We start from the raw sequence: 14,069 nt of genomic DNA, 5'->3' as shown, positions 1-14,069 counted from the left end.
CGTGACCGAGCACCGCACCTCCTCCGCCGCCGGTGCCGACCAGCCGCCGTCGGTCCGGCTCGCCGCCGAGCGCGTCCGGCTGGCCTACGGCGACAAGGTCGTCGTCGACGGCCTGGACCTCGAGCTCGTCGACGGGTCGTTCACCGCGATCGTCGGCCCCAACGGGTGCGGCAAGTCCACCGTGCTGAAGGCGCTCGGGCGGTTGCTGCGCCCGACGTCGGGCACCGTCCTGCTCGACGGCCGGGCGATCGGCGCCACCCCGACCCGCGAGGTCGCCAAGGTGCTGGGCCTGCTGCCGCAGACCCCGCTGGCGCCCGAGGGGCTCACCGTCGCCGACCTGGTCGCGCGGGGGCGGCACCCGCACCAGAGCTGGCTGCGCCAGTGGTCCTCGGACGACGAGGCCGTGGTCACCGAGGCGCTGAGCTGGACCGACATGGCCGACCACGCCGACTCCCCGGTCGACGCGCTCTCCGGCGGGCAGCGCCAGCGGGCCTGGATCTCCATGGCGCTGGCCCAGGGCACCGACCTGCTGCTGCTCGACGAGCCGACGACCTACCTCGACCTCGCCCACCAGGTCGACGTGCTGGAGCTGGTGGGCCGGCTGCACGCGGAGAAGGGCCGGACCGTGGTCGTCGTGCTGCACGACCTCAACCTGGCCGCCCGGTACGCCAAGCGGCTGGTCGCGATGAAGGACGGCGTCCTGGTCGCCTCCGGGACCCCGCAGCAGGTGCTCACCGAGCAGCTGCTGGCCGACGTCTTCGAGCTGGAGGCCCGGGTGGTGCCCGACCCGGTCACCGGCACCCCGATGGTGGTCCCGGTCCGCCGCCTCCCCCGCTGAGGGAGGGCCCCTCGCCCCCGCCGTCCCCCGCCCTGAGCCTGCGACGGGGGGGGGGAGGACCGGACGTCGTCGATCGGCCCGATGACCTCCGGGTCCGCCCGATCGCCGGCACCGCACCGGTGGTGTCACCCCGGATCGCGTTCGGGACGCCCCTCGAACGCACAGTGGCCCCCGCGCCGTTCGGCGAGGGGGCCACTGGTGGACCAGGTCAGGCCCGGGGTTCCTCGGAGCCCTTGGACGAGACGACGGTCCGCGGCTGACCGTCGCCGTCCGGGCTGTGCTCGACGACCAGCGCGAAGTCGTCGCCGTGCCGGGTGATGCCCTCGACCACGGCCTGCTCGACGGCCTCGTTGGCGTACGCGCGGCGCAGCACCATCGGATCCGACCGCAGGTCCTTGGTCAGCGCGATCGCCAGACCGATCATCACCACGGCGAAGGGCAGGGCGCCGATGATCGTCAGGTTCCGCAAGCCCTGCAGCGCCTCGTCCCCGCCGACGAGCAGCATCACCGCGGCCACGCCACCGGTGAGCAGCCCCCAGAAGACGACCATCTTCGAGGTCGGCTCGCGGGTGCCGCGCTCGGAGAGCGAGGCCATCACGATCGAGGCCGAGTCCGCGCCGGTGACGAAGAAGATCCCCACCAGCAGCATGACCAGCACGCTGGTGACCGTGGCCCAGGGCAGGCCCTGGAGCAGACCGAACAGCTGGCCCTCGGCGGTCGACTGACCGGCGATGTCCTCGCCGCCCCGCTGCGCGCCGATCCCGGCGCCGCCGAAGATGGCGAACCAGAACAGGGTCACGACGCTGGGCACCAGCAGCACGCCGGCGATGAACTCCCGGATGGTGCGGCCGCGGCTGATCCGGGCGAGGAAGACGCCGACGAACGGCGTCCAGGAGATCCACCAGGCCCAGTAGAAGACCGTCCAGCCCGACAGCCACTCGGCCATCGGGTCGCCGCCGGAGGCGTTGGTCCGGGCGGCCATCTCCGGGAGGTCGGCCAGGTAGGAGCCCAGCGCGGTGGGCACCAGGTTGAGGATCAGCACGGTCGGGCCGACGACGAAGACGAACAACGCCAGCGTGAACGCCAGGACGACGTTGATGTTGGACAGCCACTGGATGCCGCGGGCGATGCCGGAGAAGGCCGACGCCACGAACGCCGCGGTCAGCACCGCGATGATGCCGACGGTGGCCCCGTTGCCCACCGGGCCGAGCCAGCCGAGGATCTCCAGCCCGCTGCCGATCTGCAGGGCGCCCAGCCCCAGGGAGGCGGCGGTGCCGAACAGCGTGGCGAAGATGGCCAGGACGTCGATCACCTTGCCGGCCGGGCCCTCGGCGACCCCGCGGCCGAACAGCGAGGTGAACGCGGAGGAGAGCAGCTGGCCGCGGCCACGGCGGTAGGTGCCGTAGGCGACGGCCAGGCCGACCAGGGCGTAGAGCGCCCACGGGTGCAGCGTCCAGTGGAACAGCGTGGTGGCCATCGCGGTGGTGACGGCCGCGTTGGTCTCGCCCTCGACGGTGCCCGGCGGCGGGGAGACGAAGTGCGACAGCGGCTCGGAGACGCCGAAGAACATCAGGCCGATGCCCATGCCGGCGCTGAACATCATGGCGATCCAGCTGATCGTCCTGAACTCCGGCCGTTCGCCGTCGCCGCCCAGCGGGATGCGACCGTAGGCGCTGGCGGCGAGCCAGAGGACGAAGACCACCACGGCCGAGGCGAGCAGCACGAAGAACCAGCCGAGGTTGCTCTCGATCCACCCGAGCGCCTCGGCGCTGGCGGTGCCCAGGCCGGTGGGGGTGACGAACCCCCAGGCGAGGAAGGCCAGCGAGACGACCGCGGCCACGCCGAACACCGTCTTGTCCAGCTGCGGCCGGCGCTCTTCGTCGTGCGCGGGTGGCTGGGCGATCGCCGGGTGCATGTCGCTGGACACCTCGGGGTCGAGGACGTCGTCGATCGTCTGGGCGGACGTGTCGGCCTGGTCGGGCGTCGCGGCGTCTACGTCGGCGCTGGTCGCGCCGCGCGGCGACTGGCCGGATTCGGTGGGTCTGGTGGTCACGTGGTGTGGCGCCTGGTGGGCGCCCCTCCAATCGGGTCGGCGCACAGGTCGGGCGGCGGCCCCGTGACTGGGGCGCCGCCTCCACCGGACACCGTGACGCACCGGTGCCGCACAGCGCAAACCAGCACCATCACGATCGCGTCTCGGCCGCCTGTGTTCCGCATCCCCCCGGGCACGCCCCGGAGGCGCGAACAGGCCACACTGGACGGCGATGAACGTGCTCGCCGCCGGCCCGGTCACCGACTTCTTCTACTGGCTCCGCGGACCTGCCCTGGACGCGCTGCTGATCGTGCTGGGCGCCCTGCTGGTGGCCCGGCTGGTCAGCTGGGCGGGCAACCGGATCACCGACCGGATCGACGCCGCCGCGACCGACTCCGACGCCCTGGTGCGCTCCGAGGCGGCCAAGCACCGGCACTCGCTGACCCAGGTGCTGACCTGGGCGGCGATCGTGCTGATCTGGTCGATCGCGATCATCTTCGCCCTCGACCGGCTGGGGCTGCCGGTCACCGGGCTGGTCGCCCCGGCCACCGTGCTCGGCGTCGGTCTGGGCTTCGGCGCGCAGCGGGTCGTCGGTGACGTGCTGGCCGGCTTCTTCCTGATCACCGAGCGGCAGTACGGCTTCGGCGACGTCGTCGCCATCCAGGTGGTCGGCGGGATGGAGCCGGCGTCCGGGACGGTCGAGGACGTCACCCTGCGGATCACCCGGGTGCGCTCGGTCGACGGCGAGGTGGTGATCGTGCCGAACGGCCAGATCGTCAAGGTCACCAACCTCTCCCGCGACTGGGCCCGGGCCGTCGTCGACGTGCCGGTGCCGGCGACAGCTGACGTCGCGCGGGTCCAGGAGGTGCTGCGGGAGGTCGGCAAGCAGGCGTACGACTCGCCACGGCTGCACAAGCTGCTGCTCGACGCGCCCACCGTGATGGGCGTGGAGAGCCTCGCGCTGGACGAGGTGAACCTGCGGGTCGTCGCCCGCACGCTGCCGGGCAAGCAGTTCGACGTCGGCCGTGACCTCCGGGCCCGCGTGGCGCTGGCGCTGTCCCGGGAGGGCGTGTCGCTGCGCGCCACCGCCGTGCAGGACGGCGTCAGCATCCAGGACGAGGCGATGGCCGAGGACCGGGCACGCACGGGAGGGGCCGCATGAGCACGTCGTCGGACGACCAGCCCAACAGGGTGCTGCCGCAGGCCGCGCCCGACCAGCCGTCCGCGGTGGCCGCACCGGCGACCCGGCGCACACCGACCTGGCAGGAGCGGGTGCCCGCGCACATCGGGCGGGCCCGCACCTCGACCGTGGTGCTCGGGGTCCTCTTCGTGGTGCTGTTCGTGCTCAACCTCTTCCTGCCCAGCCCGGACAGCGGCACCACGAACGTCGTCCTGCCCAGCGGGGAGACGGTCCCCGTGCCCAACTCCGCGCTGCCCGGCGACATGCTCACGGACACCCCCACGCCGACCGCGCCCTCGACGACCGCACCGCCCGCGCCGACCAGCCAGGTGCCGCCGGAGGACGGGGAGGACGAGGAGCCCGTGACCACGCCGTCCCGCACCACCACCCGCGCGCCGGCCCCCACCCCGACGCCCACCCGGACCGCCACGCCCACCCGGACCCCGTCGCCGACGAGCGAGACGACGGAGCAGGACGAGGAGCCGACGGAGCCCGCCCCGACCACCTCCGCGGACGAGACGCCGACGGCGGACCCGACCGGCTGACCGATCAGAAGGACGTGACCACGGCGATCCCCGGCTCCTGGCCCACCGCGGCCAGCGCCGCGCCGGCGTCGTCCAGGCCGAGCTCGCGGGTGACCAGCAGCTCCGGGCGCAGCCGGCCGGCCGTGATCAGCGAGAGCATCGCCGGGTAGTCGGCCGCCGCCATCCCGTGGCTGCCCAGCAGGGCCAGCTCGCCGGCGATCACCCGCTCCATCGGGATCTCCGGGCGGCCGAGCACGGGCGGCAGCAGCCCGACCTGGACGTGCCGCCCCCGCGGGCGCAGGCCGGCGATGGAGTTCAGGCAGGTGACGGCGGCGCCGAGCGCGTCCAGCGAGACGTGCGCCCCGCCGCCGGTCAGCTCGGCGATCGCGCCGGGGACGTCGCCGGCGCCGTCCACCGTGTGCTCGGCGCCGCAGGCCCGGGCCAGCTCGAGGGCGCCGGGGGCGATGTCGACCGCGACGACCCGGGCACCGGCGGCCACCGCGACCTGGACCGCGGACAGCCCGACACCCCCGCAGCCGTGCACCGCCACCCACTCCCCGGGCCGCACCCGGCCGACGCCGGTGACCGCCCGGAACGCGGTGGCGAAGCGGCAGCCCAGGCCGGCCGCGGTGGCGAACGGCATGCCGTCGGGCAGGGCGACCAGGTTGACGTCGGCGGCGTCCAGGGCGACGCACTCGGCCAGCGAGCCCCAGTGCGTGAACCCGGGCTGGGTCTGGTTCGCGCAGACCTGCCCGGCGCCGTCCCGGCAGGGGCCGCAGTGCCCGCAGGCGCAGACGAACGGCACGGTGACCCGGTCACCCACCGCCCAGGTGCGCACCCGGTCGCCGACCGCGGCCACGGTGCCGGCCAGCTCGTGGCCGGGCACGTGCGGCAGGACGACGTCGGGGTCGTGGCCGGACCAGCCGTGCCAGTCGCTGCGGCAGATCCCGCTGGCGCCGACCCGGACGACGACGCCGTCCCGGTCCGGGGTGGGGTCGGGCACCGCCCGGACCGTCAGCGGACCACCGAACTCCTCGAACACCAGCGCGCGCACCCGCACAGCCTGCCCCGTGCCCCCCGGACGGCGGCCGGGACCCGCCGCCGGATCGCCGTCGCCCGGACGCGCACCCCGATCGACGCGTCACCCGCGCGTACCACCCGCGTGGCAGAGGTCTGCACCGTCGCCTACCGTCGGCACCACGCGGTGCTCCAGCCAGACGTAGCGCGGTCCCCTGTCGTCGCCGGTCACCCGGCACACCCGGAGCAGCCCGGGGCCAGTCTGAGAGAGCAGATGACCGCCACCACCGTGGAGGGCTCCACGCCTCCCCCCGCCCGGGCGCCCCGCTCCGAGCGCCCCCGCGAGCGTCAGGTCAGCGTCTACGCCGCGCTCTCCCAGCAGGTGAAGGACGCCGGGCTGCTGAACCGCCGCCGGCCGTACTACGTCGCGTCGATCGCGCTGACCGTGGCCGCCTTCGCCGGGGTGTGGGTGGCGATCGTGGCGCTGGGCGACTCCTGGTGGCAGCTGGGCCTGGCCGTCGTCCTCTCCCTGGTGTGCACCCAGTTCGGCTTCCTGGGGCACGACACCGCCCACCGGCAGGCCTTTGGGTCGCACCGGGCGAACGAGTGGAACGCCCGGGTGCTCTCCTGTGGTTTCGCCGGCATCGGCTACGGCTGGTGGATGCAGAAGCACAACCGGCACCACAACGCCCCGAACCAGATGGGCAAGGACCCCGACATCGAGTCCGCGGTGCTGGCCTTCACGCCCGATGACGCCGAGGACCGAATGACCGGCCTGCGCGGCTGGTGGACCCGGCACCAGGGCTGGGCGTTCTTCCCGCTGCTGTGCTTCGAGGGCGCGGCCCTGCACGCCAACAGCCTGGCCACCCTGGTCCGGGACAAGACGATGCCGCACCGCCGGCTGGAGATCGCGATCATCGCGGCCCGGCTCGGCCTGTTCGTCGCCGCAGTCTTCCTGATCATGCCGCCGCTGCTGGCCGTGGCGTTCATCCTGGTCCAGCAGGCCGTGTTCGGTCTGCTGCTGGGTGGCTCGTTCGCGCCCAACCACAAGGGCATGCCGATCGTCCCGAAGAACGCCAAGGTCGACTTCCTCCGCCGCCAGGTGCTCATGTCGCGCAACATCCGCGGCGGCCGGGTCACCGACTTCATGATGGGCGGCCTGAACTACCAGATCGAGCACCACCTCTTCCCGAGCATGCCGCGGCCGAACCTGAAGAAGGTGCAGCCGATGGTGCGCGCGCACTGCGCCGAGCACGGGATCAGCTACACCGAGACGTCGCTGGTCGGCTCGTACCGGATCGTCGTCCAGTACCTGAACCGGGTCGGTCTCGCCGAGAGAGACCCGTTCGTCTGCCCGCTCACGGCCTCGATCCGCAACTGAGGCCCCGCCGGGCCCTCGTCACCCGCTGAGCAGCACCAGCAGGGCGACGAGGACGACGAACCCCGCCAGGGCGAGCAGCCCGGCCCGGTGCCGGCGCTGCGACCGCTCGCCGTCCAGCACCCGGCCGTGGACGTCGCCGGGGTCGGCGGGGGCCCGCGCGGCGAGGTCCCGCACCCGGGCCACCACGGTGGCGCGGTCCGCCTCGAGGAGCTCCGCCAGCCGGCCGAGCCCGCCGTCGACGAGCGCCCGGACGTCGGCGACCGGGGCGCCGAGCGCGTCGGCGGCCGCCTCCTCCGGCAGGTCGGCGCCGTACCGGAGCACGAGAGCAGCGCGCTGTCGCGGGGGCAGCCGGGCCAGCGCGGCCGCCGTCGCGTCCGGCGGAACCGGGTCCGGGTGGGCCGGGGCGAAGCCGGGGACGCCGGCGGTGGACGCCAGCAGCGGGGAGCCGGCGAGCACCTCACCGACCCGGCTCCACCGCCGGCCCACGTGGGCGTCCACCAGCTCCCGCCGGACGGCGGCGCTCGCCTCCTGGCGATCGGCGAGCCGGTCCCAGCGGCGGTGGACGGCGATCAGCGCCTCCAGCAGCAGGTCACCGGCCGCGCGCTGGTCACCGGTCAGCAGGTGGGCCAGCCGGAGGGCCACCGCCGACTCGGCGGCGACGAACTCCTCGAACGACCCAGCGGTCATGCACTCCCCGGCGACGCCGTCGGCTCGGACCAGCCGGCCAGGTGCCCGATCCAGGCCAGCGCCAGCCACGCGCCGGTCAGCGACCCGTGCGCCGTCCCGTCGCTGACGGTCAGCGTCCACTCCGCCTCCGGGTGGCGGGGCGAGCGCGAGCCGGTGCCCGGCACCGCCGCCACCACCCGCCACGCCTGCACCGGCAGCCGTCGCGGCGGCCGCCCCTGCGGGGTCCCCCAGACGCCCGTCTGCGTCGCCTGCACCGGCTCGGCGGCACCGGACTCCGGCATCCGCAGCGTCAGCGGACCGAGGTCCAGGTAGTCGTCCGGGTCGGCCGGCAGCGTCCACCCGGGTCGACGAGCCCCGATCCCGGCGTCCGCGCCCAGGGTCGCCAGCGCGGAGACCAGGTGGACGACCCCGCCCAGGAACCGGCCGGCCCGCCGGGCCGCTGAGGTGTCGTCGACGGTCCAGGAGACGCGACTGCGCAGCTCCTCGGCGCTCATCCGCTCAGCCCGCCTGCTGCACCCGGCGGACGGCGCGGTGCTGGTCGAGCCGGTCGGTGTAGCTCTTCGCGTTCAGCGCGATCGCCGCGCGGTCGTCCTCGGTCGTCTCCCGCCGCACCTTGGCCGGCACCCCGGCGACCAGGGAGTTCGGCGGGATCTGCGCGCCCTGCATGACCACCGCGCCGGCGGCGACGATCGAGCCGGAGCCGATGTGCGCGCCGTTGAGCACGGTGCTGCCCATGCCCACCAGCACGTCGTCGTCGACCCGGGCGCCGTGCAGCACGACGTTGTGGCCGACGGTCACGCCGCGGCCGATCACCAGCGGGTGCCCGGGGTCGCTGTGCAGCGTCGACCCGTCCTGGACGTTGGAGTCCGCACCGATCTCGATGACCTCCGAGTCGGCCCGGGCGATCGCGCCGTACCAGATGCTGGCGCGCGGGCCCATGGTCACCTTTCCGACGACGACCGCCGTCGGGGCGACGAACGCCTGCTCGTCGATCTCCGGCGCGCCGAAGTCCAGTTCACCGATGTAGTGGTCAGCCACGTTGCTGTGCTCCTCGCCGAGGGGGCGGGCGGTTCCCGCTGGTGCGGGCAGCAGATCACACCCGGTCGCCGGCGCCCCACTCGGCGAGGAGGGCCCGCACGCTGGTCAGAGGTCCACCTCGGCCATCACCCGGGGGATCTCCGGCGGCAGCTCCCGGGCCAGGAAGCCCAGCCGGCCCACGGTGGCGGCCAGCCGCTCACCGGCGCGGCCGTGCAGGTGGGCGGCCCAGACGGCGGCCTGGGCCGGCTCCGCCCCACGGGCCAGCAGCCCGGCCACGATCCCGGCGCGCACGTCACCGGATCCGGACACCCCGAGCCCGGCGCCGCCGCTCTCGTCGGCCCAGAGCCGGCCGTCGGGGGTGGCGATCCAGCTGGTCGCCCCGCCCAGGCCCACGACGGCCGCGGTCTGCTCGGCCAGCCGTCGGGCCGCACCCGCCGGGTCGTCCGCCAACTCCTCCTGGTCCGCGTGCAACGCGATCGCCAGCTCGGTCGGGTTCGGGGTGAGCACCACGTTGCCGCCCAGGTGGCCCAGGCAGGCCGGGTCGGCGGTGACGGCGGCCAGCCCGAGCGCGTCCAGCGCGACCGGGCCTTCGAGCTCGGGCAGCAGCTGCTCGACCAGGCGCCGGGTCTCGGGCTCGTCGGCCATGCCCGGCCCGATCAGCACGGCCGAGGCCTGCTGGGCGAGGTCGAGGAACAGCTCCGCCGAGGAGCCCTGGATGGCACCGGCCTCGGTGGACGGCACGCCCCTGACCAGCGCCTCGGGCAGCGAGATGGAGACGTGCGGCGCGACCTTGGAGGGCACGACGACCTGGAGCTTCCCGGCCCCGGAGCGCAGCGCGGCCTCGGCCGCCAGCAGGACGGCGCCCACGGTCTCGGTGCTCCCGCCGACGACCAGGATCGAGCCGCGGGCCTCCTTGCCGCCGGTCGGCTCGGGCAGTCGCCAGTCGCGCAGCACCTGCGGGCTGACCAGGGTGTGCTCAGGCCGGGGTCGGGACATCGGTCTCCTCGGTCACGGGGGCCCCGTCGGCCCGGTCGGCGTCGTCCAGGTGGTCGACACCGTTGAAGCCGGCGAGCTGGAACATCCCGCCGTCGGCCGACTCGTAGCGGGTCACCGACGTGTTGGCGACCTGCTCGGCCCGGTCGATGTCCAGCAGCTGCTGCTCGGAGAGCTCCTCCAGCACGTACCGGAAGACCATGATCACGGCCTGGTGCGAGACGCAGAGCAACCGCTCGCCGTCGTGCCGCAGCGCCTCGGTGGCCAGCAGGCTGCGCACCCGGAGGGCGACGTCGGCCCAGCTCTCCCCGCCCGGGGGCCGGTAGTAGAACTTGCCGAGCAGCTCGCGCCGGCCCGCCTCCTCGGGGTGCTCGGCGCGGATGCCGTCACGGGTCATGCCGTCGAAGACGCCGAAGTCCCGTTCCCGCAGCCGCTCGTCGTGGCGGATGGTCAGGTCCAGCCCGCTGGCCGCCACCGCGCGCCGCGCGGTCTCGGCCGCGCGGCTGAACGGCGAGCTCAGCACCGTGGTGGGGCGCTCGTCCTCAGGGAGCCCCGCCAGCCAGGTGCCCAGGGCGTCGGCCTGCCGCTCGCCGGTCTCCGACAGCGGGACGTCGGGGTCGCGGACGTCGAGCTCCAGCCGGCCCGAGCCGGTCTCGTGCGCGTGCGCGTCGGCCAGGTTGCCCACGCTCTCGCCGTGTCGCACCACCCACAGGGCGGTGGGACCAGGTGCCCGTGCCATCGGTCGTCCCGTCCGTCGTCGCGGAGCCCCTGCTGAGCGCCGTCCGCCCTGCGGTAGCCGACCGGCTGCCCGGACAAACCGGACGCCCGGCCCCCTGGACGGCGCGGACGCAGCTGCGGACGATGACCGGCGTGGCCGACGAGAGCACGTTCGAGACCCGGACCTTCGCCACCGCCGCGGACTTCGACGCCTGGCTGGCCGCCGAGCGCGACCGGGCACCGGGGCTCTTCCTGAAGATCGCCAAGAAGTCGGCCGGCATCCCGTCGCTGACCGCCGGCGAGGCGGTGGAGGTGGCGCTGTGCCACGGCTGGATCGACGGTCGGGCCAACCGGGTGGACGACGACTGGTTCACCGTCCGCTACACCCCGCGGCGACCGAAGAGCGTCTGGTCGCAGAAGAACGTGCAGACCGTGGCCCGGCTGGTCGACGAGGGCCGGATGCGCCCGGCGGGGCTCGCCGCGGTCGAGGCCGCGCAGGCCGACGGCCGGTGGGACCGCGCCTACGCCGGGCCCGCCACGATCACCGTGCCCGACGACCTGGTCGCCGCACTGGCCGCCGAGCCGGCGGCCCAGGAAGCCTTCGCCGGGCTCGACGGGGCCAACCGGTACGCCGTCCTGTGGCGGGTGCACACCGCGGCGACCCCGCAGACCTGGGCCAAGCGGATCGCCGCCTGCGTGCAGCTGCTCGTGGAGGGCCGCCGCATCCACGAGTGAGCCCAGCGGTGATCAGGTCCCCTGATCGAAGACTGTCCCCCTGCACCAACGTTGGTGCGGTAGGCCAGTCGGTGATCAGGTGACCTGATCACCGCTGGGGTCGAGGGAGGGGTCAGCCGGTGACGCGGCGGGCGCTGACGTAGCCGCCCTTGTCCACGCTGGTCACCGCGACCGGCCGGCCGGAGACGCTGGCGTGCACCATCTGGCCGTTGCCGATGTACATGCCCACGTGGCTGATCGGCGAGTAGAAGAAGACCAGGTCGCCGGGCTGCAGGTCGGCCCGGGAGACGGCGACGCCCATCGTCGACTGGGCGCGGCTGGAGTGCGGCAGCGAGATCCCGGCGGCGGCGTAGGCGTACTGGGTCAGGCCGGAGCAGTCGAAGGAGTCCGGGCCGCTGGCGCCGATGCCGTACATGTCGCCGATCTGGGCGAGCGCGGTCTGCACGGCGTCCCCGGCGGCCGCGGTGGGGGCCGGCGCAGGGGCGGGGGCGGCGACCGCGGGCCCGGCGATGACGTTGTGCACCCGGACCTGGTCGGCGGCCGAGAGCCGGGCGAGGTCGGCCTGGTAGCCGGCGAGCTCGCCCTCCAGCTGCTCCTTCTGCGCCCGCAGCTCCGCCTCCGCCGCCGTCGCGGCGGCCACGGCGGCAGTGGCGTCCTGCTGGGCCTGCTCGGCGGCGGACCGGGCGGTCGCGGCCGTGGCCACGATGCCGTCGGCGTGCGTGGCCAGCTGGTCGAGGGTGTTCATCTGCTGGACCAGGTCGTCGGCCGAACCGCTGGTCAGGAAGGCGGCGAGCCGGCCGCGGGTGGTGCCGACGTACCCGGTCTGGGCGATCGCGCGCAGCTGCGGCTCGAGGGCGTCGAGCTGGGCCTGCGCCTGGGCGGCCGTGGCAGCGGCGGCGTCCGCGGCGGCCTGGTGCTCCTCGGCGGCGGCCTCGGCCTGGTGCACCTGCTCGTCCAGGGCGGTGATCTCCAGCCCGGCCTCGGTGACGGCCTTGCGGGCCTCGGCCGGGGTGGTCGGGGCCGCGGCACCGATCGACGGGGTCAGGACGACGGCCGCGCCGACGGTCAGCGCGAGGGCGGCAGCGCGCGTCCACCGCCGGTGGGTCGATCGGTTCACTGGACCTCCGTCTGCGCACAGTCGCCCCCGGGGAGGGGCGTGGGACTCCGTGCACGTCTCGACGGACGGTAGGGAGATCGCGCTCTTGTCAAGAGGCTCGGCACGCCGGGACCGATCGGTCCACAGTGGACCTCAGTCCCACAGGCCCCGCGTGCCCCTCCTGCCCCGTGCGGGCGGCACCAGGCGGTCGGCGACGGCGCCGGTGGCGAAGGAGTACACGGCCTTGTGGGCGACGTCGACGACCTGGTCCCGGCGCGACCAGGTCCACGGCGGGGCACCCACGCCGGTGACGTTCTCCAGGGTCTGGTCGACCGCCAGCCGCACGGAGGTGTGCCAGGCCGACGCCCGCACGCCGCGCAGCCCGGCCGCCGCCCACACCCCGCGCAGCGCGCCGACGGCGGCACCGGTGCCCCAGTGCATGAGGTGGTTGCGCACCGGGGGGCGCGCCGACCCGGGGAGCCGCCGCCCGGTGGCCAGGGCGGTGAGCGTCCGCGCCGGGACGTAGGAGTCCGGCCGCCCGGTCAGCTGCTGCTCGAGCTTCTCCCCCGCCGTCATGACCGCCACCCCGGCCAGCCCGGCCACCGCACCGCGTACCGCTGCTCTCGCCCACATGGACACCGGCCTACCCGGGGTGCGGGCCCGGCAAAGACGACGAGCCGCCCACCGGTTCCCCGGTGGGCGGCTCGGTCAGGTCTGGTGTGCTCAGCCGGCGGCCGGCTCCGCGGCGTCCAGGGCCTCGACCGCGGCGACGTCGCGCAGGATCGCGGACAGCTCGGCCGACGTCCACGCCTCGCAGCAGTCACAGCTGCCGGTCGCGGTGAAGCTGCGCAGGCCCAGGCTGCCGCCGGCCTGGTCCTCGGCGAGGGACAGCTGGCCGTCCGCCGGGTTGCGGTGGCATCGACACGACGAGGCGCACATGCCCAGGCCCCAGCCCGAGACGATCACGGACGGGCCGTTGTCGTGGACCTTGCCCACCTGGAAGATCGAGGGCTTCTGGCGGTACGTCATGTGGAGCTCCCCTCGCCGTCCTGCCGGGGAGGCAGGGGGTCGTCGTCGGCGTTCGGGGGAAGTAGACACGAATTGCGTTTCATGTCCGTGTCAGACGGGCATGAAACGCGGTTTGTCGGTCAGGTTGCGCTCATCCGTCACATCCGACGCGTCGCCCCCAGGCGCCCCGCTGGTCCGGCCGCGTCCCGGGCGCCTCGGCGGTCCGTCTGCACGGCCGGGCGCGCACCGCGCTGACCTGCGCAGACGCGGGACGGCCGGGTGCCCACCGCCGACCGGGCCAGGCCGATCCGGGAGGCTCGGTGACCTGCGCCGGCCGCCGGCGCATCCACCGGCGATGGGTGGGGTAGGCCCCGGCCATGTCGATGAACGCACCGCTGGACCCCTTCCCGTCGAACCCGGACGACGGGATCCCCGCCGCCGACCCCGGCGCGGGGGCACCGCAGACGGCCGACGGCTTCGGCGTCGAGGGCGAGGAGCCGGCCGCGCCGGAGCAGGGCTCGGCCGACGCCGAGGCGGCGCCGCCGACCGACACGGCCTTCCGCACCCCCGACCCGGACGACGTCGGCCGCGGACCCGTCACCCCCTGACCGTTCCGGCCGGGCCGCACGGGGTACCGGAGCCGGCATGACCGATCCCGCCGGCTCCGACCCGGCCACCGAACCGACCTCCACCGACCCGGCCACGCAGGGCCCCGAGCCGACCGGCGACCCGATCGACCCGGCGGTCGCCACCTCGAGCCCGGACCCGGGCCAGACCGGCCGCGACCGGCGCGAGCACTGACCGGCGTCCGGGCGGCGGCGCA

General features: G+C 74.9%; 17 protein-coding genes. 7 read left to right on the top strand and 10 right to left on the bottom strand.

The features are described from left to right. Nucleotide 1 precedes the first annotated feature (1 nt). Complete coding sequence (locus FB380_RS07820; protein WP_166754579.1) at nt 2-838, top strand: ABC transporter ATP-binding protein; 837 nt, start codon at nt 2-4, stop codon at nt 836-838. Nucleotides 839-1,046: 208 nt separating this feature from the next. Here FB380_RS07820 and FB380_RS07815 read toward each other — a convergent pair whose 3' ends face one another. Continuing rightward, the gene (locus tag FB380_RS07815) at nt 1,047-2,891 is read right to left on the bottom strand and encodes a BCCT family transporter (RefSeq protein ID WP_229681803.1); all 1,845 of its coding nucleotides are present in this window, start codon (nt 2,889-2,891) and stop codon (nt 1,047-1,049) included. Nucleotides 2,892-3,102: 211 nt separating this feature from the next. Here FB380_RS07815 and FB380_RS07810 point away from each other — a divergent pair, with 211 nt between their 5' ends. After that, nucleotides 3,103-4,032: a mechanosensitive ion channel family protein gene (locus tag FB380_RS07810; protein WP_166754578.1), complete on the top strand. Its 930-nt coding sequence runs from the start codon at nt 3,103-3,105 to the stop codon at nt 4,030-4,032. Continuing rightward, on the top strand, nt 4,029-4,595 hold the full coding sequence (locus tag FB380_RS07805) for an Rv3103c transmembrane domain-containing protein (RefSeq protein WP_166754577.1): 567 nt from the start codon (nt 4,029-4,031) through the stop codon (nt 4,593-4,595). The genes FB380_RS07810 and FB380_RS07805 overlap by 4 nt, the downstream gene beginning before the upstream one ends. 4 nt (nt 4,596-4,599) lie before the next feature. On the opposite strand, the gene FB380_RS07800 is transcribed toward FB380_RS07805, so the two are convergent. Next, a complete protein-coding gene (locus FB380_RS07800; protein WP_166754576.1) occupies nt 4,600-5,628 on the bottom strand; it encodes a zinc-binding dehydrogenase in 1,029 nt (342 codons plus the stop codon). Nucleotides 5,629-5,865: 237 nt separating this feature from the next. Here FB380_RS07800 and FB380_RS07795 point away from each other — a divergent pair, with 237 nt between their 5' ends. Continuing rightward, nucleotides 5,866-6,972: a fatty acid desaturase family protein gene (locus tag FB380_RS07795; protein WP_166754575.1), complete on the top strand. Its 1,107-nt coding sequence runs from the start codon at nt 5,866-5,868 to the stop codon at nt 6,970-6,972. Between the two features lie 18 nt (nt 6,973-6,990). Here the strand turns inward: FB380_RS07795 and FB380_RS07790 are convergent, their stop codons facing one another. The 5 genes from FB380_RS07790 to FB380_RS07770 form a co-directional block, all read right to left on the bottom strand. Next, complete coding sequence (locus FB380_RS07790) at nt 6,991-7,659, bottom strand: sigma factor-like helix-turn-helix DNA-binding protein (protein WP_166754574.1); 669 nt, start codon at nt 7,657-7,659, stop codon at nt 6,991-6,993. Further along, nucleotides 7,656-8,153, bottom strand: coding sequence for a hypothetical protein (locus tag FB380_RS07785; protein WP_166754573.1), 498 nt, complete (start codon nt 8,151-8,153; stop codon nt 7,656-7,658). The genes FB380_RS07790 and FB380_RS07785 overlap by 4 nt, the downstream gene beginning before the upstream one ends. 4 nt (nt 8,154-8,157) lie before the next feature. Then, on the bottom strand, nt 8,158-8,697 hold the full coding sequence (locus tag FB380_RS07780; RefSeq protein WP_166754572.1) for a gamma carbonic anhydrase family protein: 540 nt from the start codon (nt 8,695-8,697) through the stop codon (nt 8,158-8,160). 105 nt (nt 8,698-8,802) lie between these two features. Continuing rightward, nucleotides 8,803-9,693 carry an NAD(P)H-hydrate dehydratase gene (locus tag FB380_RS07775; protein WP_166754571.1) on the bottom strand — a complete coding sequence of 297 codons (891 nt, stop codon included), beginning with the start codon at nt 9,691-9,693 and terminating at the stop codon, nt 8,803-8,805. Continuing rightward, nucleotides 9,674-10,429 (bottom strand): histidine phosphatase family protein, encoded by a 756-nt coding sequence (locus FB380_RS07770; protein ID WP_166754570.1) that lies wholly within the window; start codon nt 10,427-10,429, stop codon nt 9,674-9,676. Before FB380_RS07770 ends, FB380_RS07775 begins: the two co-directional genes overlap by 20 nt. A gap of 131 nt (nt 10,430-10,560) precedes the next feature. Between FB380_RS07770 and FB380_RS25900 the strand changes: the two genes are divergently transcribed. Continuing rightward, the gene (locus FB380_RS25900; RefSeq protein WP_166754569.1) at nt 10,561-11,142 is read left to right on the top strand and encodes a YdeI/OmpD-associated family protein; all 582 of its coding nucleotides are present in this window, start codon (nt 10,561-10,563) and stop codon (nt 11,140-11,142) included. A gap of 112 nt (nt 11,143-11,254) precedes the next feature. On the opposite strand, the gene FB380_RS07760 is transcribed toward FB380_RS25900, so the two are convergent. From FB380_RS07760 to FB380_RS07750, 3 genes are all read right to left on the bottom strand, one after another. After that, nucleotides 11,255-12,259, bottom strand: coding sequence for a C40 family peptidase (locus FB380_RS07760; protein WP_166754568.1), 1,005 nt, complete (start codon nt 12,257-12,259; stop codon nt 11,255-11,257). A 132-nt stretch (nt 12,260-12,391) separates the two neighbouring features. Continuing rightward, complete coding sequence (locus FB380_RS07755) at nt 12,392-12,871, bottom strand: hypothetical protein (RefSeq protein ID WP_166754567.1); 480 nt, start codon at nt 12,869-12,871, stop codon at nt 12,392-12,394. A gap of 90 nt (nt 12,872-12,961) precedes the next feature. Beyond that, nucleotides 12,962-13,267 (bottom strand): hypothetical protein, encoded by a 306-nt coding sequence (locus tag FB380_RS07750; protein ID WP_166754566.1) that lies wholly within the window; start codon nt 13,265-13,267, stop codon nt 12,962-12,964. A 356-nt stretch (nt 13,268-13,623) separates the two neighbouring features. Between FB380_RS07750 and FB380_RS07745 the strand changes: the two genes are divergently transcribed. Together FB380_RS07745 and FB380_RS07740 are read left to right on the top strand one after the other, a co-directional pair. Beyond that, complete coding sequence (locus FB380_RS07745; RefSeq protein ID WP_166754565.1) at nt 13,624-13,854, top strand: hypothetical protein; 231 nt, start codon at nt 13,624-13,626, stop codon at nt 13,852-13,854. 37 nt (nt 13,855-13,891) lie between these two features. Then, nucleotides 13,892-14,047, top strand: a complete 156-nt coding sequence (locus FB380_RS07740) for a hypothetical protein (RefSeq protein WP_166754564.1) — start codon at nt 13,892-13,894, stop codon at nt 14,045-14,047. Nucleotides 14,048-14,069: the final 22 nt, after the last annotated feature.

Source organism: Modestobacter marinus (assembly GCF_011758655.1).
GTDB classification, from domain to species: Bacteria; Actinomycetota; Actinomycetes; order Mycobacteriales; family Geodermatophilaceae; genus Modestobacter; species Modestobacter marinus.
This window is presented reverse-complemented; position numbering and strand designations above follow the sequence as displayed.

Bases quoted from the DNA above. Each gene is read 5' to 3' on its own strand.
- FB380_RS07810 (WP_166754578.1), top strand. From the start codon at position 3,103: ATGAACGTGCTCGCCGCCGGCCCGGTCACCGACTTCTTCTACTGGCTC.
- FB380_RS07805 (WP_166754577.1), top strand. From the start codon at position 4,029: ATGAGCACGTCGTCGGACGACCAGCCCAACAGGGTGCTGCCGCAGGCC.
- FB380_RS07795 (WP_166754575.1), top strand. From the start codon at position 5,866: ATGACCGCCACCACCGTGGAGGGCTCCACGCCTCCCCCCGCCCGGGCG.
- FB380_RS07790 (WP_166754574.1), bottom strand. From the start codon at position 7,659: ATGACCGCTGGGTCGTTCGAGGAGTTCGTCGCCGCCGAGTCGGCGGTG.
- FB380_RS07785 (WP_166754573.1), bottom strand. From the start codon at position 8,153: ATGAGCGCCGAGGAGCTGCGCAGTCGCGTCTCCTGGACCGTCGACGAC.
- FB380_RS07775 (WP_166754571.1), bottom strand. From the start codon at position 9,693: ATGTCCCGACCCCGGCCTGAGCACACCCTGGTCAGCCCGCAGGTGCTG.
- FB380_RS07770 (WP_166754570.1), bottom strand. From the start codon at position 10,429: ATGGCACGGGCACCTGGTCCCACCGCCCTGTGGGTGGTGCGACACGGC.
- FB380_RS07755 (WP_166754567.1), bottom strand. From the start codon at position 12,871: ATGTGGGCGAGAGCAGCGGTACGCGGTGCGGTGGCCGGGCTGGCCGGG.
- FB380_RS07750 (WP_166754566.1), bottom strand. From the start codon at position 13,267: ATGACGTACCGCCAGAAGCCCTCGATCTTCCAGGTGGGCAAGGTCCAC.
- FB380_RS07745 (WP_166754565.1), top strand. From the start codon at position 13,624: ATGTCGATGAACGCACCGCTGGACCCCTTCCCGTCGAACCCGGACGAC.
- FB380_RS07740 (WP_166754564.1), top strand. From the start codon at position 13,892: ATGACCGATCCCGCCGGCTCCGACCCGGCCACCGAACCGACCTCCACC.